Origin of the sequence: Nostoc sp. (assembly GCF_036917135.1) — a bacterium.
In the GTDB taxonomy this organism is placed as follows: Bacteria; Cyanobacteriota; Cyanobacteriia; order Cyanobacteriales; family Nostocaceae; genus Nostoc.
In genome coordinates this window covers 20,285-45,115 of the sequence record NZ_JBALEA010000088.1, presented here as the reverse complement: position 1 = coordinate 45,115, position 24,831 = coordinate 20,285, and the positions used below count along the sequence as shown (strand labels likewise).

The window sequence follows — 24,831 nt, the reverse complement described above, 5'->3', positions numbered from 1 at the left end:
GTATCTCTAAGAACATCATTATTGATGTTCTTAGATTACATCTTTTGCTTACTTTTTGCTTAAGTTGACACCAATGAGCAATGCTGTGCCCCTACGACAGATGTGGTTCAAATACATGAAAACTGCTGTAATGTAGTTTAGACATCTCCAGAAATTAAATATGCGTTACCCAGAACCCTTGTAGAGACGTAGACTGCTACGTCAAAACAATTTTTTTTCAGAGATGTCTTTTGATTTATTCTCGCCGAATTACTTAAACACTCAATAACCTCATCAACGGTTTCTGAGTATGTTAAAGCCAGTTGTTCTAATGAAATAGTCAATTTTTTTAGCCAATATACTAGACACTACTTTCATCAGTTCATTTTTTGAAATCTTTCAGAGTAGCATAAGCACTAGCTCTATATTTGGTATCTTATAGGACTTTATACACGTACCTGTGATTAGCGTAGGGGTAGCCCAACCCAGCCATCGCTCTTTGAGAAAAACTTTTTGGATTAATGAAAAAGGTTTATTATCCTTTAAAATCTTTTGCAGAGATTTAGGTGAAATATATGGCTGATATTGTTGATATTGCAGTTACGGCTGAGTCTTTCAAAACCCTGGTGGCGGCTGTACAAGCTGCTGGTTTAGTAGAAACATTAAAAAGTCCTGGTCCGTTCACTGTCTTTGCACCAAATGACGATGCTTTTGCCAAGTTACCAGAGGGAACTATCCAAACTCTGTTACAGAATATTCCCCAGCTAACGCGGATTTTAAAGTATCATGTCGTTCCAGGAAAGCTGCTAAAAGCTGATTTAGCCCAACTCGGTACGGTTAATTCTGTGGAAGGTTCACCCATTAAAATTGATTCTTCTGATGGTTTTGAAGTTAAAAATGCCACAGTTTTAGCAGCAGATATCGAAGCTGATAATGGTGTAGTACACGTTATCGATACGGTGATTTTACCAGGTTAATTCAGCTAGGGTGGAAAATACCCACCCTACTTATCCAAAACCTTTATAATTAAGTAACTATTCGTAGTGTCAAAACGCAACTAATATATTTAATTTATGTTATACTTGTGATATTATTTATCATTAGTATAGCAGGGTAAATTTCGTTATTTTAAAATAAAATAAGTTAAATTCTTAAAAAGCTAACATCTATCCCAATAAATTAATGCTCGATTTTAACACCTTAGCTGAGTTTTCTTGTGGCAACTGCATAAGTATTTGTGCATTTCTCGTACCAGCGAACTTGCTTGTCACAATTTTAACGATGAGCCTGGTAGCATTACGTCGCCCATCACATCAAGTATGGCAATCTGCTGGAATTGCCAGCTTTTTTGCTTCTGTAATGATACTGCACGTATATACTTGGTTCATGCTTGGCGTGGTAATGGCTCCTACTTATATATTGCTGTTGCTAGCAATCACCTGTTTAGTGACTAATTTCGCAGCAATTCTTTTTCAAAGACGCTACAATAACAGCCCTAGTCTTTCCAACAACGCCTAAAATCTACACCTACTATCCATCGATCGCACTATTTATTCAATTCCCTGGTGCATAGACGTGTAGGTGCTTGTCATTAGACATCTATCCTGACAATTCTTTCATAGCATCCGAAAAGGCTAAAACTGCCTTTTCGGGTGTGTTTGACAATAATTGTAACGCTGCGATCATCGCTTCTGGTAAGGTAAGGGACTGACAACAAATAAGGGACTGACAAATAAAAAAATATTCAATTATTTCTTGTGGGGTGGGCGTATTGATGAACCCCTCGCCAATCTGACTCTACAAAGTCTCGCAGTCTGAGACGTTGGGTTTCTAGTGGTAGATTCATTTGGGAAATTCTGCACATAATTGATTGACTACCCGATCTAGTCCCACGGAATGGGCGGCTTTGAATAATAAACGATCGCCTCCTTGCACAAATGTCTTCAACCTAGCCACCAAATCGGCATGAGTTGCAAAACACTCCGATGGAATGCCCTCGGCACTTTTAACGATCGCTTCGGCATCTTGTCCATCTACCAAAACCAACAAGCCGTCTAAATTCAACTTTCGCACTGTTTCTCCCACTCGCTGGTGCAACTGGTGCGATCGCTCTCCCAATTCTTTCATTGCACCCAATACGGCAATCTTCCGCTTTCCGGGTGTGTCTGCCAATAATTGTAATGCTGCTATCATAGCTTCTGGTGCAGCATTGTAAGTCTCATCTAAGATTACCACATCATTGGCTAAAGTAAATCGCTGCGATCGACCTGTGGGCATATCCACCATCACACCTGCTTTTAAGGATGCCCAATCAATTCTCAACACCTTTGCCACCGCTAAAGCTGCCAAGAAATTAGTTGCATTGTGACGACCAGGTAGAGGTAAAGGTAGTTGGATTCCTGCGACTTCCACAGTTTCGTGATCAATTAATTGCCCTTGAATATCCCCACCAGAAAAACCAAAAGTTACAACTTCTCCGTGCCAAACTTTCGCTGCTGTGGCCATTAATAGGGAATTATCGTGGTTGAGAATTGCTACGCTATCAGTAGACATTTCGGCTAATAACTCACATTTTGCCTGAGCGATCGCTTCTTCCGAACCCAGTAACTCAATATGCGCCGTTCCCACATTGGTAATTACTCCAATTGTTGGACGCGCTATTTGCGTCAGTTCGGCAATTTGTCCCTTACCCCGCATCGCCATTTCAATCACGGCGTAGTCATGTTCTGCGCCAAGTTCTAGGAGAGTTTTCGGGACACCGATTTCATTGTTGTAATTTTCATAAGTTTTGTGAACTCGTCCCTTTGTGGCTAAAACTGCGGCGATCAATTCTTTGGTTGTAGTTTTGCCCACAGAACCTGTTACACCAATGACCGGAATGTTAAAGCGATCGCGCCACCATCGGGCGATTTTTTGATATGCTTTGAGGGTGTCTTTTACCTGTAATACAGGGAATCCAGGATTTTCGTATTCAAAATCTACGATTGCAGCTAAAGCACCCTTTGCGATCGCAGTGGCGACAAATTCATGTCCATCAAACTTATCGCCTCGTAAAGCGACAAATACTTCACCTGGCTTCAGGGTGCGGCTATCTGTTTGGATACCGCTAGTTAGTTGTGTTAAGGCATTTTCAGATAAGTTTACAGGATAGGCTAAAATAACTTCAACCAGTTCGGTTAGGGTGGCAGAACAACGCATAAGCAATTTACAATTTAGAGTTCAAAATTATAAAATCGAATTATGACACAATATTGTTTAGATCAGATAATTTCCACGATCTATATAGAGACGTTGCAATGCAACGTCTCTACAGAGCAATAATAAATCTACACACAGTTAGAATGACACCAAAAAAGAGGGGCAAAGAAGCTTAAATCCCGTGCCACCCTTGATTTATAAGCTACTTATATAGTTTAATGGGGTAGGGATAATCGGCATAAAAAGTTATGTTCTATCGTACTATCCCCGGTTTTTAATCAAGATTACTTGCACAATTTGTATTGCTATCTCACTAGAAACTCCTAAAGCTTGATATAAATCATTTAAGAAGTTTTTCTCTTCTTCACCTAGAATACCTTCAGCTAAGACTAAATCGGTAGCTACTGCAAAAGCTGCTTCTCGCAAGTCTTGAGATAGAGAATCTCTTGCTGCATCAAACAAAGCATTAAAACCATCCCCCTGGAGAATGCCCAATATTTTCTCAAATAGCCTGTTCATCATTTCCTGGGGATAACTTTTAAAAAGTTTCGTCCGGGACAGCACAGAAGTGATAGAATTTGCTTGCTCAACAGAAAGATAACCGTCTGAGGCTGTTGCCGTCAAGATAATGACAGCAAAAGCTTCTGCTGGATTGAGTGCTGCTTGGGTTTGGCTTTCTGTGCCCAACACAGCGTCGAATAGACCCATTGTAGTAGCTCCTTGGTTAGAGTCCCAATAGCGCTATAACTACCTGTATGTTTGGTAGATTTACAGGTAAGACTATAACGCTATGAGACTTTTCTACTTTAGTGTTCCCAAGATTTATTCACGGCGAACACTTGCACCCAATGGTTTTTGGCAGGAACTACATTGCTATCTGTAAACTTAGCCTTCTCCTGTCTTTTCTATTGTTTCAATTACCGCCAAACCTATGCCAGAAACTGCTATTAACAGTACTGCTGATATCAAATAGGCGTTGGTCAGCATCCGTAAGGCTTCATCAAAAAAAATATAGGTGGTCATTGCTTCACCTTTTGAATTTTGTGCTGCTAGTACTTTTTATTTCTCCACACCCCGATAGGTGAATTTCGTTGAGAAACTGCTAGCAATTGCATCTTAACAAAACTTTAGCTCTTTCAGAACCCTAATCAAACTTTTTCTTTCTGAAGATTCGATAAAGTTTACAAAATAGGAATTGGGCATTGGGCATTGGGGAAAAACTTACTCTAAGTTACTCCAACTTCCCCCTAGTCCCCAGTCCCATTCACCAATCCCAGTCCCCAATCCCCATTACCCCTTATCCCCGGGGCCCCACCTTCCCCAGTCCCTAACCTAGACTAAACAAGGTTGAATCGTCGCTACAACTGATTGAGAAAGAGTATCAAAATCGTAACCACCTTCTAAGCCAAACAGAATTTTACGAGTTAGCCCTAGACAATAATCAGTAAATAAAGCATAGTCTTCTGGCTGCAAGTTGATACTTGCCAAAGGATCTGCGGCATTGCCATCATAACCAGCACTCACAATCAGTAAATCCGCCTGAAAGTTTGCTAAAAACGGTACTACTTCTGTTTCAAATAGTGGCTGATATGTTGCAATATCACTACCAGGACGTATTGGTAAATTTAATACATTATTATGAAAGCCGCGTTCTGTCGATCTTCCAGTACCGGGATAGCATGGGTACTGATGTAACGAACAATAAGCAATCTGTGGATAAGTTTCTACAATGGACTGAGTACCATTACCGTGATGTACATCCCAATCGAGGATGGCGACACGTTTAACTCCGGGTTGTTCCAGGGCAAATAAAGCCGCGATCGCAGCATTAGAAAATAGGCAAAAGCCCATCCCTGTATCACTTTCTGCATGATGTCCGGGTGGACGCGCTAGTACAAAAGCTGGATTAGCTGACTTTAACACCGCCTCAACTCCATCTAACCATGCACTAACTGCCAACAATGCCACATCATAACTACGTGGGGAAACTGGTGTATCTCCATCCAAAGGTCCGCCACCACTAGAAGCAATTTGCCAAAGTTTTTTGATATAGGCTGGGCTATGGGCTTTCACCAACGAAGACATGAGTGATGGTTGTTCTGATACTGGTGTAGGCGATCGCCAGACAATTTTATCTGCGAATGTAGCTGCTTTGAGGGCAGTAGCGATCGCTATCAAGCGTTCTGGTCTTTCGGGATGGTATTTTCCAGTCTTGTGATCTAAAAATTCGTCGGAATAGATGACTGGCAGCATAGAACAAAAAACTTTGGCAAGGGACACTCATAATATTGAATCAAATTTTGCCAGCTTTCAAACAGAATTGAACTGACGCTGCCAAACCAAGGCAGCAAAGAGTTCTTGAGGAGAATAGGATTTCGCAATCCATTGGATTTTGCCTAAGTCAAGCATCAAATTTCCGGTAAGTAATATTTTTAACAAAACATTTGTAACTACCCTTGCAGTTTATTTACCCAGTGCCTGCTATTCTTATAGTTACTTCGGTCTGTCATAGCAGATAGATTATCCTCGATAATGTTTTTATTTATGAGCGCTCATATACCATCCTGGTAATGTGGGTGCTTTTACTTTATGAGAAGAATTCAGAACTCAGGAGTCAGAATTCAGCATGAATTCTGTACGAGTGGGTGATAGCGACGCGAAAAGCGAGTCCGCGAGCGTCTGAATATTGGTTAAAACCTCCCCCCTGGTGGGCGAAACCAAAATAAATATTTTTCGTAATCAAAACTCTATCCCCTTGTGGGTAGAGTATTCTGAATTCTGAATTCTGACTCCTGTTTTATCGCTCATGGTAAAAATCCGGTTTAATTTTGAGGCGATGTCTGGTGAATGGTTGACTAAGCTGATAGTGAAGCTTTAAGTTGACCAAAACGGCGATGTCTACGACGGGCTACGCCTACGCGTCTTTGGTAGCTCAACAAAGCCTGATGAAATGCTTCTCTATTAAAATCTGGCCAAAGAATATCGGTGAAATACATTTCTGTATACGCCATTTGCCACAAGAGAAAATTACTCAACCGCATCTCACCACTGGTACGAATCAGCAAATCGGGTTCTGGAGTATCTGCTGTGTAGAGATGTTGTTCTACAAGACTTTCATTCACTTGTTCTGCATTAAGTTTGCCCTGTTGCACGAGTTGAGCTACTTGACGGCAAACTTTGGTAATTTCGTTGCGACTACCATAGTTGACTGCAACAGTAAAGTGGATTGCTTGATTGTTTAATGTCTCTGTCATTGAACGTTCCATTTCCGTCTGTAGAGACTTGGGTAAAGCCGATAAATCTCCAATAAACGAGATTCGTACACCTTCTCGAAGCATCTGAGCCAACTCGCGGTGTAGTAATCGCTCAAACAAATGCATTAGAAAATCTACTTCTTCAACAGGACGCTGCCAATTTTCTGTTGAGAAAGCGTAGGCTGTCAACGCTTTGACTCCCCAATCTTTGCAGCAACGCAATAGTTCTTTGAGTGTCTTTGCTCCTTGGCGATGTCCAGCAATGCGCGGTAATCCTCGACTGGTTGCCCATCGTCCGTTACCATCCATGATGACGGCGATATGTTGGGGTATTTTTTCGGGGTTTAAATCGCTGGGTAATGTTGAGAGAAGTTTGGAAGTCATGGATTTTTTGCGTTGATGAATAAGAGTTACGGAATAACGAACCGCAGAGGACACGGAGAAATCAGAGTTTGAGAGATAAAGAGTATGAAAAGCTCACGTTCTAGGCGTACAGGAGAGTGCAAAAGGTTTATTCAGTAATTCCAAATTCAAATAAATCTTGCAAATACTCTGGTGTTAGGCTATTGTTCCAACTCCACAAACGATGCATTGTGTAGGTGAAGGTGAAGAGGAGAGTTGTTTTGTTGGTTAATGACCAAGCATTCCAGTTGAGGGTAGCCATCATGCGGCGGAGGGTACGCATAAGGTTGTTACGCTGATAGTTTTGCGATCGCGTTTTGATGAGTGTGCGTCCAATTCGCATCAACCCAGTATCAGGGAAAGCCCAGACTCCAAACCCCCAGAATTTGGTCATGTGATTGATTTCATCCTGTGCTAGTTCCTCTAGAACATCCTGGAGTGCGCCAGTTGTGTGAGCCATGAGCCAAATATAAAGACAGGTTGCACCGTATTCTGTGGCAATGCGGTGTAAGCCGTGGCGATATAAATCTTCGTGAGCGTCATCTGTGGGGAAATAGCTTCTAACAGTCCGAAGTTTTGGGGTAATTTTTTCGCCTGTTAATTGGGTGTAGACTTTGATTAATGCAGGTGTGTGCTGACGTTCTTCCTTTTCCCACAAACCAAGTTCCAGCAAGTCGCCATCTTCACCGACTGTTCCACCAACAAACCGAGCCATCTGAGGATGCAATTTTTCTAAATACTGCCGACTTGTTTGGGTATAGCCGCGAATGGGAGCTTCCGTATCCATTGCACCTATCAATATAGATAGAAATACCTCTGCGTCTAAGCCGATAATTTGATTGCGGTTAATTGTCTGCCAATCAATAGATTTCCAGGGACGCGGTTGGGGATTGGCAAACTGTATCGGTAAATCTTCCAGACGTTCATGTAGTTTTTCAACTGCAATATATCTATCTATAAGTGAACGAATGCGGCGTTGTGTTTGCAAGTAATGAGGACTGGGATCTAAGTCTTCTGCAATTGAACTGAGGGTATTAAGCATATTTTTATACTCAATTTTTTATCTCTATGCCCAATAGCCTAAGCGATCGCACTTTCTTTTGTCAGTCGGCTGAAGTCGGCAGTTTTATCTGATGCAGTTAGAAGAGTCGGGGAAAAAGTAGTACTAAAATCTACCAGTCTTATTCAAGCTTATGAATTACTTGTTTTAACTTGGAAAATTACCTTCTGAGTGTTGTCGAGCAATTTCTTTTAAATAGGTTATCAACGGTGCCCAAGCACCTCCATCTGGGACAAGAGTATCGAATAGCTCAGAACCCTGCTTCAGTTCTACAATGTATGACCACTTTAATAACTGCCTGGGTTTGCCTTTCTTTTTTCTTGTGATAATTTCTTCATAGGCTAGGCTTGCCCAGTACCTCATCCCACTCTCAGCAATGAGTATTTGATACTTTTTATTCCCCAGGCAAAAAATTTCTTCATACACGGCATTTTCAATCAACCTTAAAATAACAAATATGACTGGCAAAATAACAATTTAGGTTATCGAAATACAGCAGATTGCGGGTTTATTTTTCTTATTTTAAAGAATAAAAAAATTACGAATTACCTCACTGCTCAACTCTCTGGTAAATCCCCAAATTGCTGGCGATAACGCTCAAGTTGTTGTTGCACTAATTCCAACTGTTCTTCTGATGTTTGATAGCGCTTTCCTTGTCGGTCATACCAATACAAAACCTGACGCTGGATACTACCAGATACGTATTGCGATCGCCCAATTCCCAAACCAATTTCTGGCATCCAAAAAGGTTCACCAATTTGCAATTGATAGCTACCATCTACTAAGCGATAAACTTCAAAAGGTTGGTGGCGAAGCTCCGAAGGAGCCGCTTCGCTAACGCGTTGCCAATACTCTGGATTATAAATAATGTAGTAAAGTACTCCTAATTTGGCATAAGTATCTAATTTTTTATCATATTCTCCACCCGGAGTTAAGGAAACAATTTCTAAAGCCAAGATAGGTACAATATTGTTTTCTTCCCAAACAACATAGCTTTTACGAGATTTATCTGCCTTGCGGCGTTCTACACCTAAGCTCAAAAATCCGTCTGGTACAATCGGTACAAGTGGACTAACCCCTGTAGTATGGTAAACGCCCATATCCACACTGAAAAACCAGTCATTACGGTTTGCCCAAATATATTGCAGCAAAAAGAGAAGCAGGTTAGGAATAAAGTTTTGGTCTTCGTTATCCACAGGGGTATCGTCTGAACAAGGAAGTTCAGCACTGCTAGGCAATTGACGGGAGTCTGATTTCACCATAAGTAATGATGGTGCTGATGTTACCTAATGAGTTTTATTCTAGACGATTCGACGCGGACGATATACTTTAGGTAAACGTTCTAAGTTAGTGGCAATGAAGAATTTTGATATTCAGCTAGATGAAGAACATGCTCAAAAGCTTGCCTACATCCAACAAGAGGCTGACCAAGATACAGTAGAGGCAATTAAGTCTTCGATTGAACTGCGCTATCAACAACTTCAGCAACAAAAACCAGATCCCTTAGCTAAACTCAAGCAAAGTAAATTTATCGGCTGTTTCAAAGGGGAAACTGACTTAGCTGCTAATTCCGAAGCTATTGTGCGATCGCTAATGCAAGAAAAGTATGATCATCGCTGATACTGGCTTTTTCGTTGCACTTGGAAACCAAAACGATCAATACATCAATTAGCACTACAAGTTTTAAATGCTCTCAATGAACCACTAGTCACTACTTACCCTGTAATTACCGAAACTTGTTACCTTCTTCTTGCTAGAGGAGGTGGTAACAATGATATACCTACTATCCCATCTCAAGGGTTATTTTGTTTACTTTGGGATGTCCCACCCGATCAACATCGCCAAATTATTGCCTCCTTAAGAAATCGGTCTTTGGTGGAGTGTGATCAAGGCGAATATTGGCTGCATCCTGTGATTCGCAAAGAAGCGATATCTACGACTGGCTACGCCTACGCACGTTTACGCCCCAGCGATGAATGGGAAATTGCCAACCACAAAGCCGCAGAATTTTGGACAACTAGTGTTAAACAAATTGAAACCTTTAAAGATGCTTTGCAAGCTCTAGAAGCATATTATCATTATATAGAAATTCAAGAGTTTGAGTTAGCAGGTAGGGTAATTTTAAAAAGCAGAAATAATCAATGGCAGCAGTTTTTACCTCTTGGTAGTACGTTGTATCGGATGGGTTGAATTAAACCGATACTTGCGGCAATCAATCAAGTTTTTAACCATCTGTAAAATGACCAAAATCTCAGTGAACTTTATAATATATTGAGTGATTTATATTGGATAACAGGTAAGATTAGTCAAGCGATCGCTTGTCAAGAAAAGACTATTAATCTGGCAACCCAAGCACTCAAATCACTTGTACCTCAGCCAGAGAATAAACATCCAGTTTACTATCTGAGAATGCTAGAGGTAGATTCTTTATTAAGTATTGGTCTTTACAAAATAGATTTGTGGGAACTAGAGGCAGCCGTAAACTTATTTCAACAAGTAATTTACCTGGCTCAAAATACCGAGCATCATCGCTGGGCAGAGAAAGCTTCAGTTTGTTTAGCTTTGGTATATTCTTATTTAGGTTTATGTGATGCTTCCTATCAATTAGCAAATGTAGCTTATCAAAATATTATAAACGAAAGATTGGTGGAACAAACTGGAAGATTTGCCTATTTCATGCAAATTTTAGCTCAAAAATATCTAAATTTAGGAGATTTTTATAAAGCAAATCAAATACTGCACCAAGCCTTGAGTTTTGCTGAAGAAAGTCACTATATGCAGGTAAAAGCAAAAACTCTCAATGGTTTAGCAGAAATCCATTGACAACAAACAGATTTTGCATTAGCTCTTGTTAATCATGCAGAAGCAATCGAACTTTTGGATAAAATAGGTGCAAAGTGTAATCTAGCTGAAGCTTATTTTCAATTAGGTTTAACTAATCAGAAGATGGCAAAACCTGATGAAAGCCAAATGAATTTCAATCAGGCGATTCAGCTATTTACTGAAATCAAAGCACCGAAACAAGTTGAAAAAATTTTCACCTGCGCTACTCAAAGGCGATCGCTAATTGATTTAAAATCAAATCCACCCTCCAATTTCCGCATCAGTCAAGGGTTTCTCTAACTTACTATATTCTGTCTGAGCCGCCCGCAATATGTGTTTCATCTGCACTGGTTCCCCAGCATCGGCAGCTAAGAAAGCTGCATTTAAGGCAATATTACGAATATTACCCCCAGCCACATTCAGCCGTGCCAGTTGTAGAGCATCTAAGTCTGTCGTTGGTGTATCATCTGGAAAAACGCGTCGCCAAATCTCCGCTCGTTGCGTTGTATCGGGGAAGGGGAACTGCACCACAAAGCGAATCCGCCGCAGGAAGGCTGTATCAATTGCACTCTTCAGATTCGTAGTCAGAACTGCTAAACCTGGGTAGCTTTCCATGCGTTGCAATAGGTAGCTAACTTCTATATTGGCATAGCGATCGCGGGCATCTTTGACTTCACTCCGTTTCCCAAATAAAGCATCGGCTTCATCAAACAACAAAATCACCCCGCCTTGTTCTGCGGCATCAAACACCCGGCGCAAATTCTTCTCTGTTTCCCCAATATATTTGCTGACTACCGATGATAGATCAATGCGATAGAGATCGAGACGCAATTTCTGTGCCAACACTTCCGCCCCCAAGGTTTTACCAGTGCCGCTAGCACCTGCGAATAGAGCGCTGATTCCTAATCCCCTAGCACTCTTGGCACCAAAACCCCAATTATTATATACAGTACTACGCTGACGTACATGAGCCGCAATTTCCCTAAGAATTTGTTTCTGTGCCTCTGGTAATACCAAATCCTCCCAATCACCAGATGGCTCAATTCGTTGGGCGAGTTCATCTAAGCGGGGACGTGCTTGCACACGGCAGGCATCCCAGACAATATCGCTGATATCGGTTTCCGGTGTTTGGGCTAACTGTCCTGCGGCTTCTGCACAAGCAGCGCGAATGGTTGCAGCACTTAGATTAAACTGATCCACTAGGGTTTTAACTTGCCCGTTCATTTGCTCCCCCATTGCACCTAGCGCATCTTGCCAAACTGCACCTTGTTCTTTGGTAGTTGGTTGATGTACGTCAAAATTAACTACCAGGCGTTGTGATAAGCCGATGCGTTCCCGACTCGTAATTATTAAAAAGCCCTTTGTGCGTTCGATGAAACGAGCGATCGCATTCAGCCGTGCCGTATCATTAGTATCCAGTTCGTTGCAGTCTATGAGTAAGGCACATTTACTTAAAATCGTCTCACGAGTCCATAGGCGGATGAGATTATCCAACTCGCTAGGTGCTAAGGGAATAACTTGTGCAGGTATTACCCACAGGTTTAAACCTTGGAGTTGGCAAATTGTAGCAGCAATGGCGTATTTACTAGCAGTTTCTTTACTACATAACTGGACGATTGGCAAGTTATTAACCTTGTAACCTTGTAACCACACTGCTGCCACTCGCTCTGCTAAATCTTGGTGCGAGGGTACTAAATCACTAACCTCTTGTAATGGTTCAATGATGCCAGCTAGACGCTCGTCAAGGTATTGAATGCCTGTGAGATAATGTAAAATCCGCTCGTCAATTTTTAACGGACTGAGGGTAAGAGCATGACCATCACCAATTTGAATTAACCGCCAATGACGTAAGGGACCATTTGGAGCGATCGCATCCCAGTGGACGTTAGGTAAAGCTGCAAGAGCTAAACTGATGGTTGGGTAAGCTCGTTGTGAATCTCCGTGAACTATAGCACATAATTTCCCAAAATCTCCATTCAATTCCATACCTGCACACAACAGCAACAAATCATGTTCAAAGGATGAGAGGCTAAACATTTTGCATACTCTCTCCAATGCTGATGGTGCAGGCATAGCAACAGAGGCTGACTGTAACGCCTGCTGTAAAATCTCTTGGTTTTTGTCCTCTGGTTGATTTTGCTCTTTTGCCGTGTGATTTTCTAAAATCCCACGCACCACGGCTAGGGCTGCTGATAGATAGCGATAGTTTGCCTGATCCCAATTGCGATTAATTGTTGTCGGATTCATAACATAGTCACCTGTGGCGAATCATAAGCTCCAGACTGATTCTTGTGCAGTGGACTTTCCGCTCCATCTACCCGCGCCCTGACAAGATAATTTCCTGGCTTCACATTTTTAACAGGAATAGCGATCGCATCAGTATCTTCAGTGCGTGGTGCAACAAAGAAAGAGTAAACTATTGGACTATCACCTGACACTTCATTGAGTAGCAAAACTACTCGCTGTGCTTTACCAACTTTGGGCTGGAATTTAACGGTAATTTCGGCTGTGCGTAAATTGTCGCCGCTATTTTTTACTTCAGCAACGAATGCTGTAATTGTTGGATGTAGGACAAAAGCCGCAACATTTGATTCAACTAGATGATTGGTTTGCCCTCCATTGCCCATTGTCAGGTGTACAACTTGGATACCCTGCACACTTGCGTATAAATCTGGCGGAACTAACAGGCTGATTTGGGTTTCTTTAACATCTTGAGGTACTATTAATTTCTCCGTATTACCCAAACGAACTCGTGTGATTTCACCCCGTAACCGCTTACCACGAATTACTAATGTTGTACCTGCAACAATCATTTGATCGGTCTTTGCCGAAGCCATAACTTGCTCTATACTCGGTTGAGACAAGGGCATCATGTAGAAACCTTCAGGGTTGTCACATTGGCTACTCTCAATCAATACCATTGATGCCAGATAGCTCGCTGAAGGCCGATAGTGCGTTTGTAAAACAGACCATAACTTAGAAGTTTCTTCCATATTAAAAAACTCTGGAGTTAATTTTATCTGCCCAATTTGTTCAGCTAAATCGGATACAGACACAGTTGCTACAGCTTGCGAAAAAGCACTTGAGGTATTGGTGGTAGATGCATTTATCAGAGTATTTTCAATAATATCAGATGTAATAGTTGGTGTTTTGTGTAATAAATGCATTGCATAACCCAGTAAAAGCTCCGCCTGAAAATCTTTGGCTCCATAAGCTGTTAGCAAGTAATGGAGATCAAGAGCTAGTGGTGGAGTCACAGAGCGCGGGTTGCCATTAATACGTGAGTGCCTGCCGCGAAATTCCTGAGATACCCAATCGACATTGCGATTCTGCGTCACTTGATAGAGAAAGAGGTTGATTTGAGCACGCTCGTCAGCTTCAACTGAAATTCGATCGGGTGGTAAGGCAGTTACAATCACATCACCAACACTAGCAGCGATCGGATCGCTGACTAAACCATTTTCCAGCAAGACTTTTAGTACTGCTGTCACGGCGGCTATAGAGAGCACATTACTCATCCTCGTTCCTCATGGCAATAGCACATATTAATCATGTACGCCAGAGTACATTGACAGAATATATTTTGCAAAACTTTAAATATTCTGTAACGAAGATTATCTGCACGGCATACAAAAGTTAATGGGCATTTGCGTGAATTTAACGTCAGGAACAACTTTCAACTGTCATAAGTCTTAAATTTTAAATATTTTATCAAATTTCTAGCATTACTTTTATGTTAAGCTGAGTATAATTGGATAAGCACTAGTAGTATATATTACTAATACTCATCTAAGTTACGAAGTCAGCAAGAAATTTGTCATACTAGTATTATCTCTGAATAAAGTTAACACTGTGAAGTAACTAGGATGGGTTGCCCCAAATGAAATCCCCGCCTTCTTCAAATTCTTGGAATGGTCGCTTTGTAGGTGATAACCAGCGATACCGTTTAGACAGACGGTTAGGCGGGGGTGGCATGGGAGAAGTCTTCCTAGCAACGGATACCCGTGTCGGTCAGCAGGTAGCGTTGAAGTTGCTCAAAGATACGCTAGTGGCATCACAAGAAATGAGAAAGCGTTTTGAGCGGGAGGTGGCAGTTTCTGCCGCTTTGCAAAGTGACAATATTGTTAAAATTAGTGACTGTGGTGTAACCCCGGAAGGTTTTCCATTTTACGTAATGGAATATTTACGGGGGCAAACCCTCAGGCAGTTACTGCTGCGCGAAAAGCGGCTGTCTGTTGAGCGGGCGGTGAAGATTATGGCGCAAGTTTGCAAGGGTCTAGAGCTTGCCCATAAAGGAGTGACTCTGCAACGAGATGGCGGGAAAACCACTGAACATATTCAGGTAGTTCATCGTGACCTGAAACCAGATAATATATTTTTAGTACCTACCGATTTGGGCGAGTGGGTAAAGGTTTTGGATTTTGGTGTTGCCAAAATTCGGAGTGAATCTTCAGAAAATTCCAATATTACAAATATTACTAGTACATTTATTGGTACATTTCGTTACGCACCTCCTGAACAAATCCAAAGTGATAAAAACCTGGATGCCAGGGGTGATATTTACAGCTTAGGGATTATCCTTTATGAAATGCTGAGTGCCGCCGATCCATTTGGAATCAGCATTAAGGGTAGTCATATCAGTGAAGCTTCTTGGGTGTTAGCTCATGCTTATGAGCCACCAAAACCACTGCGATCGCAACCAGGGTGTGAGCATTTATCCGTAGAATTGGAAGCAGTGGTGATGAAATGCCTCCACAAGAACCCAGCTAACCGATTTGCCACAGTAGAAGAACTAAATCAGGCTTTACAAGCTGCTGCCAAATTGGTCGCCGAGACTACTAGTAAACCTCAACAGATTACTGGGCAACCCCAACCTTCTTACAATCAAGGTTCAAATCACGAAACTGTTCCCAGACAATCAAACGACGACACCATTCTTCGTCCTCCATCTCCATACAATCAAGGCTCAAATCACGAAACTGTTCCCAGACAATCAAACGACGACACCATTCTTCGTCCTCCATCTCCATACAATCAAGACTCAAATCACGAAACTGTTCCCAGACAGTTTAACCCGATTGACCAAAACAAATTACAGGAAAGTGTTCCTCCCCTCGATGCTGGGTACAATCAAGGTTCAAATCACGAAACTGTTCCCAGACCATTTAACCCAATTGAGCAAAGTCAACAGAATCCTGTGAGTAATCCGAACGCCAGTAAACCAGATAATACATTGTATCAACCTCGACCTGGCTCAAATCAAGGTGGGCAACAGGTGCCACCAGATAATACATTGTATCAACCTCGACCTGGCTCGAATCAAGGCGGGCAACAAGCGCCACCAGATAAGACGTTATATCAACCACGACAGCCATCAAATCAAGGTGGACAACAAGCGCCACCAGATAAGACGTTGTATCAACCACGACAGCCATCGAATCAAGGTGGGCAACAAGCGCCACCAGATAAGACGTTGTATCAACCACGACAGCCATCGAATCAAGGCGGACAACAACCGACATCAGATAATACGTTGTATCAACCGCGACAGGCATCGAATCAAGGCAGACCACAAGCCCAAACGGATGACACTATTTACCAACCAAAGGGAAATGGACAGATAGCAACGGGAATCTCTCCCAATTTATTGCGAATCGTGGGAATAGTCTTGGCTGTTGGGTTGACTTTAGCATTAGTAACCTATATATATACTCAATTGCAATCTGGCAAAGAGCCAAGCAACCAGCAAGGTTTACCTAATAGTGGGCGGACTCAGAACTAATCAGCTAAAAAGCTAGCTTGAGGGACTTCCAAGAAATAAATTATCTAAATAAACGTAGACCGAAGGGCTTGCCGAAGGCTACCACAGAGACACAGAGAGAAGTTGCGTGCGCGGGTTCCCCGCGTTGAGCAAACTTCGGGAGAACACAGAGAGAGGAGGAATAGAGAGAGTTTTTGCGTCAGTTTTGGAACATTTTTTTATTTGGAAGTCCCTGATACGAGATTTATTAACTATGTTCATCCCAAGCCACGGGAAAGGAATAATCTGAAAACGGGGAGAAATCATGATTTTCGCTGCGGGTTTCTTCATCGAGAACTTTGACCACTTTGTTATAAGTGTCTTGTGCTTGTTGCGGGGAATCACCGATGCTGGTTAATCCCAATTTACCAAACTGCGAAAGGCAACCCATAAGATGAAACACTGTGCCCGTTTCTGTACCACTGTCGAAATGCAGTCTGTGTTCAGCGATAATATCCATCAAATCATTAGGCAATAATCCCTGATAGCGCTCTTTTTGCAGATTATCAGTGGCAATATAGTATTTTGGACGACCTTGTTGACTATAAAATAAACCCGTGGAAAGGTCATAACGACCGTTGGTTAATAATTTTAGGGTCATGAATGGATGAGTTGTACCGCCTTTACGGAGGTTAATTTCGATCGCCTGAATATCCCACTCTTTATTACCTCGATCAACGGCGATAAAATCGACACCAAATCGCTCTAAAGTGCCTTTTTCTGCTAATTTTCTGCCAACTTGTAGTCCCAATTGCTGTAATTGCAACCGATAGCTTTCATCAGCAGGAAAGCTACAACCAAGATAAATCTGACCGTCTGGACCTCCGAGAATTTGGTCGTGGGTTGAAAGGATTTCGACTTCGCCATTGGGTGTGATCCGTCCTTGGACGCTGGGCGATCGCTTAATTTCCCCTTCCACAAATGCTTCGCAAATTGCCCCTAATTCCGGGATTCTTCCCGAAAAATTATCCCAAGTTTCTTGTTTTGCTTGAAAGCGCATTGTTGAGAAGCGATCGCTAATTGCCGCTACCCTTTGAGTATGAGTACCTTTGCTTGGTGCTAAATTCTCAATCGGTCTAAGATCCAGCAATGCATTCCCCTCTCCAGAAATGCCTTCGTTGAGTTTTACTACTACCCGTTTTAATGTCGGTTGTCTTTCCCACAAATCAGCCGTAGCTTCTGCCAAATCTGTGTGGTTCCAAACTTTTTCGCTGCCATCTGGATGCGGTACTCCACTTTGGGCGAAGATTTGCCGACTGCCACTTTTTGTCCCCCAAATCTGTAAATCTGGTGCAGCAGCATACAGTGGTACACCCAATTTTAAAGACAATTCGCCTTCCCAGTGCGAAGAGTTGTAGCAGATCATAAATGATTTATCTAGCCTCAAAGATTTATGAATGCGTTCTAGCAGACGGGGGCGTTCTAAAATCTTTTGGCTGAGGGGCTTAAGGGAGGAATCGTAAGTAGAAAGTAACAGCAAGCGATTGCGAGCATGAGAAAAGGGAATTCCTGGCAACAGTTGCAGATAATAATCAATGATACTAGGATGCAACGGTACTGATGTTACATAAACCAGCCGAGTCTGGGGATTAGACAATCGAATTAAGGAAAATAGTAATCTTTCTTCATAATGTTCGCAGCCTTCGATCTTTTGGAGTTCGTGTTGATCCAGACTCAGGGAGGGAATAATTAAAATATCCGCTTCACTATTGTCAAATAGTTCGCTCGTTTTCCAGCGATCGCGCAGGGTTAATTGTAAGTGGCGAAATTTTTCAACCTGTTCTAACTCAGAAATATTTAGTCTTGCCATAACCCCTGCCCTCTAATGATCTCAATGTAGCGCACCATGAAGGCTTTTGGAAAATGTCTAGTCGCCGTGTCAGGATTCAGATAGTTTTGCAAAAAAAATTTAAGTAAGTCCCCAAGGATAAATTAAACTCTAGTAACCCGCAGATTGGCGACTTATTTAATTTCTTTTCCGTCTTAAGGTTGAGCTAATTGCAGCTTACTTTACCTCTAGGGAGCGATAAACTACAGCAATATAATAGTTAACTTGAAAGCAGATGAAAAAGATAAATTATTCATCACATCAGAGTTGTGTATTTATTTTTAATGGTCAGACGTGAGGATAAATAATGTAAGTTGCGTAAAGTTGCTAAAAATAAGTAAGTTTGGCAAACATCCAGGATATAAATGCCTAAAACTGCAAATGGCTATTGATAGTCAAAGTAAAAATTAAGCCTTGGGTTGAATTTTCGATCCAAGGTTTACTTTTGAAATGGAGAATAGCAGAGATGAAAAATATGGGGTGTACCTAATACCCAATGCCCAATTCAATATTCAATTACCAACACAAAACCTATGGCTAAATCAAAAGAGCAAAAAGAGAAAAAAGAGCAAAAATTACAACTGCCACAGCAGCAAGAAACACCCGGTGTTGAAAAAGAAATGACACCAAAACCCAAAGCAGATGATGCTCGGTATCATGGTAGTGGTAAGTTACAAAATAAAGTAGCATTGATTACGGGTGCAGATAGTGGTATTGGTCGTGCGGTTGCAATCGCATTTGCTAAAGAAGGTGCGGATGTGGCGATCCTTTACCTCAATGAACACGATGATGCCAAAGAAACCAAAGATTTGGTAAAAAAACAAGGGCGACGTGCAGTAACCATCGCAGGTGATATTGGCGATGAAACTTTTTGTCAGCAAGCTATACAACAAACAGTTGATGAGTTTGGCAAACTCGATATTCTCGTCAACAACGCCGCCGAACAACATCCGCAAGAAAGTATCGAGGAAATTACCGAAGAACAACTAGAGCGAACTTTCCGCACTAATATCTTCTCGATGTTTTTCATGACTAAAGCTGCACTCAAGCATTTACAAGTAGGCAGTTCTATCATCAATACCACATCGGTAACAGCTTATAAAGGTAGCCCACATCTGCTAGATTACTCCTCCACAAAAGGTGCGATCGTTGCCTTTACTCGCTCTTTATCACAAAATTTGGTGTCAAAGGGAATTCGCGTTAATGCTGTAGCACCTGGACCAATTTGGACACCTTTAATTCCCTCAACTTTTCCCGAAGATAAAGTTGAAAATTTTGGTAAACAAGTACCAATGCAACGTGCCGGACAACCGGAAGAAGTTGCACCTAGCTACGTATTTTTAGCCTCTGATGATGGTTCTTATATCTCTGGGCAAGTGTTACATGTCAATGGTGGAGAAGTTATCAATGGGTAAGTTAAATAGTTAGGAGTTAGGAGTTAGGAGGTAAAAATTATGAGTTAGGAGTTAGAAGTTATAAACGATATATCCTGAATTTATAACTCTTAACTCTAAACTCCTAACTCTACCCTCATTGTCTTCCATTGGAGGGATGAGTCAACGTTTAAATATTGATAATCTATCTAACAGCGTACATTTAAGAAATAATAACTACCTTTATGGCATCTCCTACACCACTTCATGGCACAGAACTAGTAGATTGTGCTAGAGCAAATGCCAAGCAAGGAATTGAAACTGCTGCTTATCAGTGTGGCTATGGTGAAGATATCAACAAATTTGCCCGAGAACTCAGACAAGCTTGTGAAGAAATGAATTTACAAGTAAAAGAACTTAGTGGATTAATTACTGAGCAAGACTTGATACTGCAATTGGGTACTGGCGAAATTGTTGCTCCAATAACGGAATCAGAATTGTAAAAGTGAGCCTAGTCTAGGGGAAAGTGGGAATGTGCAACGTCAAACTTGTAATTTTTCCGACTTGGTGTAAATTGAAAACTTTGATAGATGAACGGAATATCAAGGGTTTCAGACGCTGAGAATTCCTTGCATTCAGCGATCGCACAGCGTCTCGTAGAGAAGATAAACTGTCGCCTAGCGATCGCTAGATAGTCTACCGACAACAAAGTTACTCGAAAAGTATGAGCGATCGGGAAATTCCAGCAGATTGTGTTCAGCTTTTGCAAAAGTTTTTACTCCACTGACTTGAGGTTAGTACTATATCGCTCTTTTATTACTCTCGCCAGATTAAATTTGAAACCCTATTTTGGCGTTAGTCCGCGCAGGCGGTGAGGGGGTCGCAGTCTTGGCGCTTGGCGTCGATTGCGATAGGACGCGGAAAGCGAGTCTTCTTCCAAGGGGAGACGCTTTAGCGCAACGAGCGTCACTCCCGAACCCGAAGGGACGAGAGTTTGTGTAGCCGCGATTTCTAATCGCTTGGATTATTCTCTCTCCATAGTCATAGAAGAGCGATATCTCTGCTGGTTCTTGTAACAAAGATATGAATTTACAGTCAATATACAGTATAGATAATTAATACTTTTTCAAATCTTTAAAGATTTAAGACTTTCTTTATAGAATTTTCATCTAATTAAATAACTATGTGGATAAAAGTATGAGATTATCCATTAGGTTGTTAATTCTACCTTGGGAACTTTTATTTAAATATCATCAAAAATTTAATACTCCTTTAAAAAAGGATATATAAATGTGAATTTTTAACTAAACAAAGCTCCACAAAAAAGATAGACATAACACTGTGATATATTTTCAAATGTGTAATTCATTGATCCCAGTAAAATACTTAAATACAAATGTTCAATATCTTACCTGAGATACTTAAATATCTACTCTGGTTGGGTATTGCTTCACCTCAACTTCATGCATCTGTATATCAGTGAGATTAGAAGCTGCCATAAATTTGTAGAAATCAAACAAAGATTAATAAGGACTAATGCGCCCTTAAATTAATCTCTGGTATTTTTTCTCATACGCACTTTTCTATATATCTGCTTTCAGATGAAGATGTAGAAATGCGTATCATTTCGTCATGCTATCTCATCTTAATGTTGATATAAGTAGACAGTAAATGTAGTGGAGTATATGAGCATAATAACAGATAATTTCTATCAGCAATTGAGTGAAATACTATCAATAGTAATGAATATATTAATAGGGAAATAATTCTTTTTTATTAATATATTTTCTCTATCGTACTTACGAATTTTGTTGAAAGTATTAAAGATAAAACTAATCATAAATCATTGATTATGGCATTAGTTTTAGAACTATTGTGAGGGATCTATCTGAATGAATGAATCACAGAATCAACCGTTGTCAACATCTCCAAGTCCAATAATTGCTGCTCAACCATCTGCTCTAGATAATCAAGCACAACTAAGCAGTACTTCCGCTCGGGCTAGCAATGTGCTTTCTCAGGGAAATGGACTCAAAGCAGAGTACTACGACAACATCAACTTCACCAATCTGAAACAAACTCGCATAGATCCGACGGTGAACTTTAATTGGGGCACTGGTTCTCCAGCACCGTCCGTCGGTGCAGATACCTTCTCAGTACGTTGGACAGGTCAGGTAGAAGCTGAGTACAGCGAAAATTACAAATTTTACACCACTAGTGATGATGGTATACGCCTGTGGGTCAACGATCAACTAGTCATCGATAAGTTTATCAATCAACCTGCCACAGAATACAGTGGCTCCATCGCACTGGTTGCAGGTCAGAAGTACAATATCAAACTCGAATACTACGATAATCTATCCGTAGCCGTTTCCAAACTGTCTTGGTCAAGCGCCTCTCAAACCAAGGAAATCATTCCTCAGTCTCAACTGTATAGTAATGTCAACATCGCTGCTAATGGCAACGGACTCAAAGCAGAGTACTACGACAACATCAACTTCACCAATCTGAAGCAAACTCGCATAGATCCGACGGTGAACTTTAATTGGGGCACTGGTTCTCCAGCACCGTCCGTCGGTGCAGATACCTTCTCGGTACGTTGGACAGGTCAGGTAGAAGCTGAGTACAGCGAAAATTACAAATTTTACACCACTAGTGATGATGGTATACGCCTGTGGGTCAACGATCAACTAGTCATCGATAAGTTTATCAATCAACCTGCCACAGAATACAGTGGCTCCATCGCACTGGTTGCAGGTCAGAAGTACAATATCAAACTCGAATACTACGATAATCTATCCGTAGCCGTTTCCAAACTGTCTTGGTCAAGTTCCTCTCAGACCAAAGAAATCATTCCTCAGTCTCAACTGTATTCACCAGTTCTTCAGACCACCATCACATTAGGATCATCTTCCACCACTGTGAGCGAAGGCGCTAGTAGTGTTAATGTAACTATACTTAGGAGCGGTGACTTAAGCGGTACATCTTCAATTAAGTATGCCACCCTATCTAATACTGCCACAGCAGGAGTTGACTACGGAAGTGAAGGCGTTGAAAGCGCTGGAACAGTTATCTTTGCGCCGGGACAAAGCAGCAGACAGGTATCCATTCCCATCAATGATGATTCCTTACCAGAACCAGATGAGACCTTTAATTTTGTCATTGATCAGCCACAGGGGGCAACATTAGGACTCCAAAGAACTCTCGGAATTACGATTCAAGATAACGATCGCTCTGCCCTCGACTTCAGTAAGCCAATAGTTAATGAGGGTGACGGTTCTGCAACGGTGACAGTTACACGGGGTAACGCTTTGGGATCTGCTCGTCTAGACTACATAACCGTGGATGGGACGGCTAAAGCGGGATCTGACTACCAAACTGTATCTGGAACCTTAAACTTTGCAGCCGGACAAACCAGCAAGACAATTGCTATCCCCATTATTAATGACACCATTGGGGAATCAAATGAAACATTTAGTTTGAAGTTCAGTAACGCAGTTGGAGTGCAGCTAACTACTCAACAGACAACTATCAGTATTATTGATAATGACCCTGGTAACTTTGCTTTAGATACGGTAGCTTCTGGTTTGACTCAACCCACAGCTTTTGACTGGACACCTGATAGTAAGACCATGTTCATTGCCCAGAAAAATGGGGTAGTGCGAGTCATGAGAAACGGCACATTATTATCAACACCATTTATCGATATTTCTGGACAGGTAAATGATACGCGCGATCGCGGTCTGTTGAGCATTGCCGTACATCCAGATTTTGGCAAAAATCCAAACGGTAACAATTATGTTTACCTGTTGTATACCTACGATCCACCAGAAACTAATCCAAACAATCCTAAGAACAATCCCAATAGCACATTGGACAATCCCGATCAGAATGGGAATCGGACTGCACGGCTAACTCGCGTCACAGCTGATCCCAACACTAATTACACTACTGCTATTGCTGGCAGCGAAGTTGTGCTGCTAGGCAAAAATGCCAGTTGGCAGTATATCAGCCACCCAGATGGAAATAGCACAGATGTCTCACTTGGCTATGCACCATCAGGAATTCTCAACAAAGATACTGGTAAGCCGTTTACCAGCTTACAGGATTATCTGAATAATCAGGGTAAAGTCCAAAATATCCAGGATTTTATCGCCAATGATAGTGAATCTCACACAATTGGTACTGTGCGCTTTGGTACTGATGGTTCTCTATTTGTTAGCGTAGGAGATGGCACTTCCTACAATGGCATAGACCCGCGAGCAATTCGCGTCCAGGATAATAATAATCTGTCCGGTAAGATTCTGCGGATTAACGCCATTACTGGTCAAGGGTTATCAAGTAATCCTTTCTACAACGGTGACGCCAATAGCAATATTTCCAAAGTTTATGACTCAGGTCTGCGTAATCCCTTCCGCTTCACAATTGATCAAAAGACCAATACCCCCTACATTGGTGATGTTGGCTTCACTACTTGGGAAGAGGTTAATGTCGGAAAACCAGGAGCTAACTTTGGCTGGCCATTCTATGAAGGTGGTCTTGATGCAAATGGTAATATCGTCAGCCTGCAACAACCTAAATATTCTCCCCTAGATGCAGCGCAAGACTTTTATAATAGTGGCACAACTGTTACAGCACCAATTTACACTTACAACCATTTTGGTGCTTCTAATTCGATTGTCATGGGTGACTTTTATACAGGCGATACTTTCCCCTCAATCTATCAAGGTGCTTTATTCGTTGGCGATTTCAGTCAAGGAACTATCGATGCTTTGACATTGAATAGTCAGGGCAAAGTTGTCTCAGTTAAGCGCTTTGCTTCCCAAGCAGACACGCCTAATCTAGGGGTAACTGCACAAATCACCACTGGACCAGATGGTAATCTGTATTACGCAAACTTGACCGGAGGCGTGATCGCTCGCTTCCGACCTGTTTAGGGATTTCCAACAAAGAAATTATCCAAATAAACGTAGACCGAAGGGCTTGCCGAAGGCTACCACTCCAGACGCAGAGAACACAGAGAGAGGATAAATAGAGAGGGTTTTGTGTCGGTTTTGGGATATTTTTTGTGGGATGGGTGTCCCCACCCGTCCCAGATTTAGAGCGCTCATGTT

The 24,831-nt window shown here is 41.6% G+C and carries 20 protein-coding genes and 1 pseudogene; 8 read left to right on the top strand and 13 right to left on the bottom strand.

Translation table 11 applies throughout. From position 1 onward, the window contains the following. Positions 1 to 554: 554 nt before the first annotated feature. Positions 555 to 956, top strand: a complete 402-nt coding sequence (locus V7K50_RS27600; RefSeq protein WP_334965742.1) for a fasciclin domain-containing protein — start codon at positions 555 to 557, stop codon at positions 954 to 956. Between the two features lie 205 nt (positions 957 to 1,161). Continuing rightward, positions 1,162 to 1,497 carry a hypothetical protein gene (locus tag V7K50_RS27595; RefSeq protein ID WP_334965740.1) on the top strand — a complete coding sequence of 112 codons (336 nt, stop codon included), beginning with the start codon at positions 1,162 to 1,164 and terminating at the stop codon, positions 1,495 to 1,497. Positions 1,498 to 1,821: 324 nt separating this feature from the next. Here the strand turns inward: V7K50_RS27595 and V7K50_RS27590 are convergent, their stop codons facing one another. From V7K50_RS27590 to V7K50_RS27555, 8 genes are all read right to left on the bottom strand, one after another. Further along, positions 1,822 to 3,177, bottom strand: coding sequence for a UDP-N-acetylmuramoyl-tripeptide--D-alanyl-D-alanine ligase (locus V7K50_RS27590; RefSeq protein WP_334965738.1), 1,356 nt, complete (start codon positions 3,175 to 3,177; stop codon positions 1,822 to 1,824). Between the two features lie 261 nt (positions 3,178 to 3,438). Continuing rightward, positions 3,439 to 3,885: a tellurite resistance TerB family protein gene (locus V7K50_RS27585; RefSeq protein WP_334965736.1), complete on the bottom strand. Its 447-nt coding sequence runs from the start codon at positions 3,883 to 3,885 to the stop codon at positions 3,439 to 3,441. Between the two features lie 177 nt (positions 3,886 to 4,062). After that, a complete protein-coding gene (locus V7K50_RS27580) occupies positions 4,063 to 4,200 on the bottom strand; it encodes a hypothetical protein (RefSeq protein ID WP_334802832.1) in 138 nt (45 codons plus the stop codon). Between the two features lie 309 nt (positions 4,201 to 4,509). Then, on the bottom strand, positions 4,510 to 5,430 hold the full coding sequence (locus tag V7K50_RS27575) for a histone deacetylase family protein (RefSeq protein WP_334965734.1): 921 nt from the start codon (positions 5,428 to 5,430) through the stop codon (positions 4,510 to 4,512). Positions 5,431 to 6,032: 602 nt separating this feature from the next. Then, the gene (locus V7K50_RS27570; RefSeq protein ID WP_334965732.1) at positions 6,033 to 6,815 is read right to left on the bottom strand and encodes an isoprenyl transferase; all 783 of its coding nucleotides are present in this window, start codon (positions 6,813 to 6,815) and stop codon (positions 6,033 to 6,035) included. A 127-nt stretch (positions 6,816 to 6,942) separates the two neighbouring features. Then, positions 6,943 to 7,875, bottom strand: a complete 933-nt coding sequence (locus V7K50_RS27565) for a ferritin-like domain-containing protein (protein WP_334965730.1) — start codon at positions 7,873 to 7,875, stop codon at positions 6,943 to 6,945. Positions 7,876 to 8,040: 165 nt separating this feature from the next. Continuing rightward, the gene (locus tag V7K50_RS27560; RefSeq protein WP_334965728.1) at positions 8,041 to 8,361 is read right to left on the bottom strand and encodes a hypothetical protein; all 321 of its coding nucleotides are present in this window, start codon (positions 8,359 to 8,361) and stop codon (positions 8,041 to 8,043) included. An 89-nt stretch (positions 8,362 to 8,450) separates the two neighbouring features. Continuing rightward, positions 8,451 to 9,155 (bottom strand): Uma2 family endonuclease, encoded by a 705-nt coding sequence (locus tag V7K50_RS27555; protein ID WP_334965726.1) that lies wholly within the window; start codon positions 9,153 to 9,155, stop codon positions 8,451 to 8,453. 94 nt (positions 9,156 to 9,249) lie between these two features. Here V7K50_RS27555 and V7K50_RS27550 point away from each other — a divergent pair, with 94 nt between their 5' ends. Both V7K50_RS27550 and V7K50_RS27545 read left to right on the top strand, forming a co-directional pair. Beyond that, entirely contained in the window at positions 9,250 to 9,513 is a 264-nt protein-coding gene (locus V7K50_RS27550) for a CopG family transcriptional regulator (protein WP_334965724.1), read from the top strand. 120 nt (positions 9,514 to 9,633) lie between these two features. Then, positions 9,634 to 11,016: pseudogene (locus V7K50_RS27545) on the top strand (tetratricopeptide repeat protein); the annotation flags it as partial. On the opposite strand, the gene V7K50_RS27540 reads toward V7K50_RS27545, so the two are convergent. Next, positions 10,972 to 12,963 carry an ATP-binding protein gene (locus V7K50_RS27540; protein ID WP_334965722.1) on the bottom strand — a complete coding sequence of 664 codons (1,992 nt, stop codon included), beginning with the start codon at positions 12,961 to 12,963 and terminating at the stop codon, positions 10,972 to 10,974. The pseudogene V7K50_RS27545 and the gene V7K50_RS27540 overlap by 45 nt on opposite strands. Further along, positions 12,960 to 14,234 carry a DUF4255 domain-containing protein gene (locus tag V7K50_RS27535; RefSeq protein WP_334965720.1) on the bottom strand — a complete coding sequence of 425 codons (1,275 nt, stop codon included), beginning with the start codon at positions 14,232 to 14,234 and terminating at the stop codon, positions 12,960 to 12,962. Before V7K50_RS27535 ends, V7K50_RS27540 begins: the two co-directional genes overlap by 4 nt. A gap of 362 nt (positions 14,235 to 14,596) precedes the next feature. On the opposite strand from V7K50_RS27535, the gene V7K50_RS27530 reads away from it, so the two are divergent. Further along, positions 14,597 to 16,498 (top strand): serine/threonine protein kinase, encoded by a 1,902-nt coding sequence (locus tag V7K50_RS27530; protein ID WP_334965718.1) that lies wholly within the window; start codon positions 14,597 to 14,599, stop codon positions 16,496 to 16,498. Between the two features lie 226 nt (positions 16,499 to 16,724). On the opposite strand, the gene V7K50_RS27525 is transcribed toward V7K50_RS27530, so the two are convergent. Continuing rightward, positions 16,725 to 18,326, bottom strand: coding sequence for a peptide ligase PGM1-related protein (locus tag V7K50_RS27525; RefSeq protein ID WP_334965716.1), 1,602 nt, complete (start codon positions 18,324 to 18,326; stop codon positions 16,725 to 16,727). A gap of 551 nt (positions 18,327 to 18,877) precedes the next feature. Between V7K50_RS27525 and V7K50_RS27520 the strand changes: the two genes are divergently transcribed. Together V7K50_RS27520 and V7K50_RS27515 are read left to right on the top strand one after the other, a co-directional pair. Beyond that, positions 18,878 to 19,759: an SDR family oxidoreductase gene (locus V7K50_RS27520; protein WP_334965714.1), complete on the top strand. Its 882-nt coding sequence runs from the start codon at positions 18,878 to 18,880 to the stop codon at positions 19,757 to 19,759. Between the two features lie 203 nt (positions 19,760 to 19,962). Next, positions 19,963 to 20,220 carry a hypothetical protein gene (locus V7K50_RS27515; protein WP_334965712.1) on the top strand — a complete coding sequence of 86 codons (258 nt, stop codon included), beginning with the start codon at positions 19,963 to 19,965 and terminating at the stop codon, positions 20,218 to 20,220. An 8-nt stretch (positions 20,221 to 20,228) separates the two neighbouring features. Here V7K50_RS27515 and V7K50_RS27510 read toward each other — a convergent pair whose 3' ends face one another. After that, on the bottom strand, positions 20,229 to 20,486 hold the full coding sequence (locus V7K50_RS27510; RefSeq protein ID WP_334965710.1) for a hypothetical protein: 258 nt from the start codon (positions 20,484 to 20,486) through the stop codon (positions 20,229 to 20,231). Positions 20,487 to 21,609: 1,123 nt separating this feature from the next. Here V7K50_RS27510 and V7K50_RS27505 point away from each other — a divergent pair. Next, a complete protein-coding gene (locus tag V7K50_RS27505) occupies positions 21,610 to 24,654 on the top strand; it encodes a PA14 domain-containing protein (RefSeq protein ID WP_334965708.1) in 3,045 nt (1,014 codons plus the stop codon). 18 nt (positions 24,655 to 24,672) lie between these two features. Here the strand turns inward: V7K50_RS27505 and V7K50_RS27500 are convergent, their stop codons facing one another. Beyond that, positions 24,673 to 24,828: a hypothetical protein gene (locus V7K50_RS27500; RefSeq protein WP_334965706.1), complete on the bottom strand. Its 156-nt coding sequence runs from the start codon at positions 24,826 to 24,828 to the stop codon at positions 24,673 to 24,675. Positions 24,829 to 24,831 lie beyond the last annotated feature (3 nt).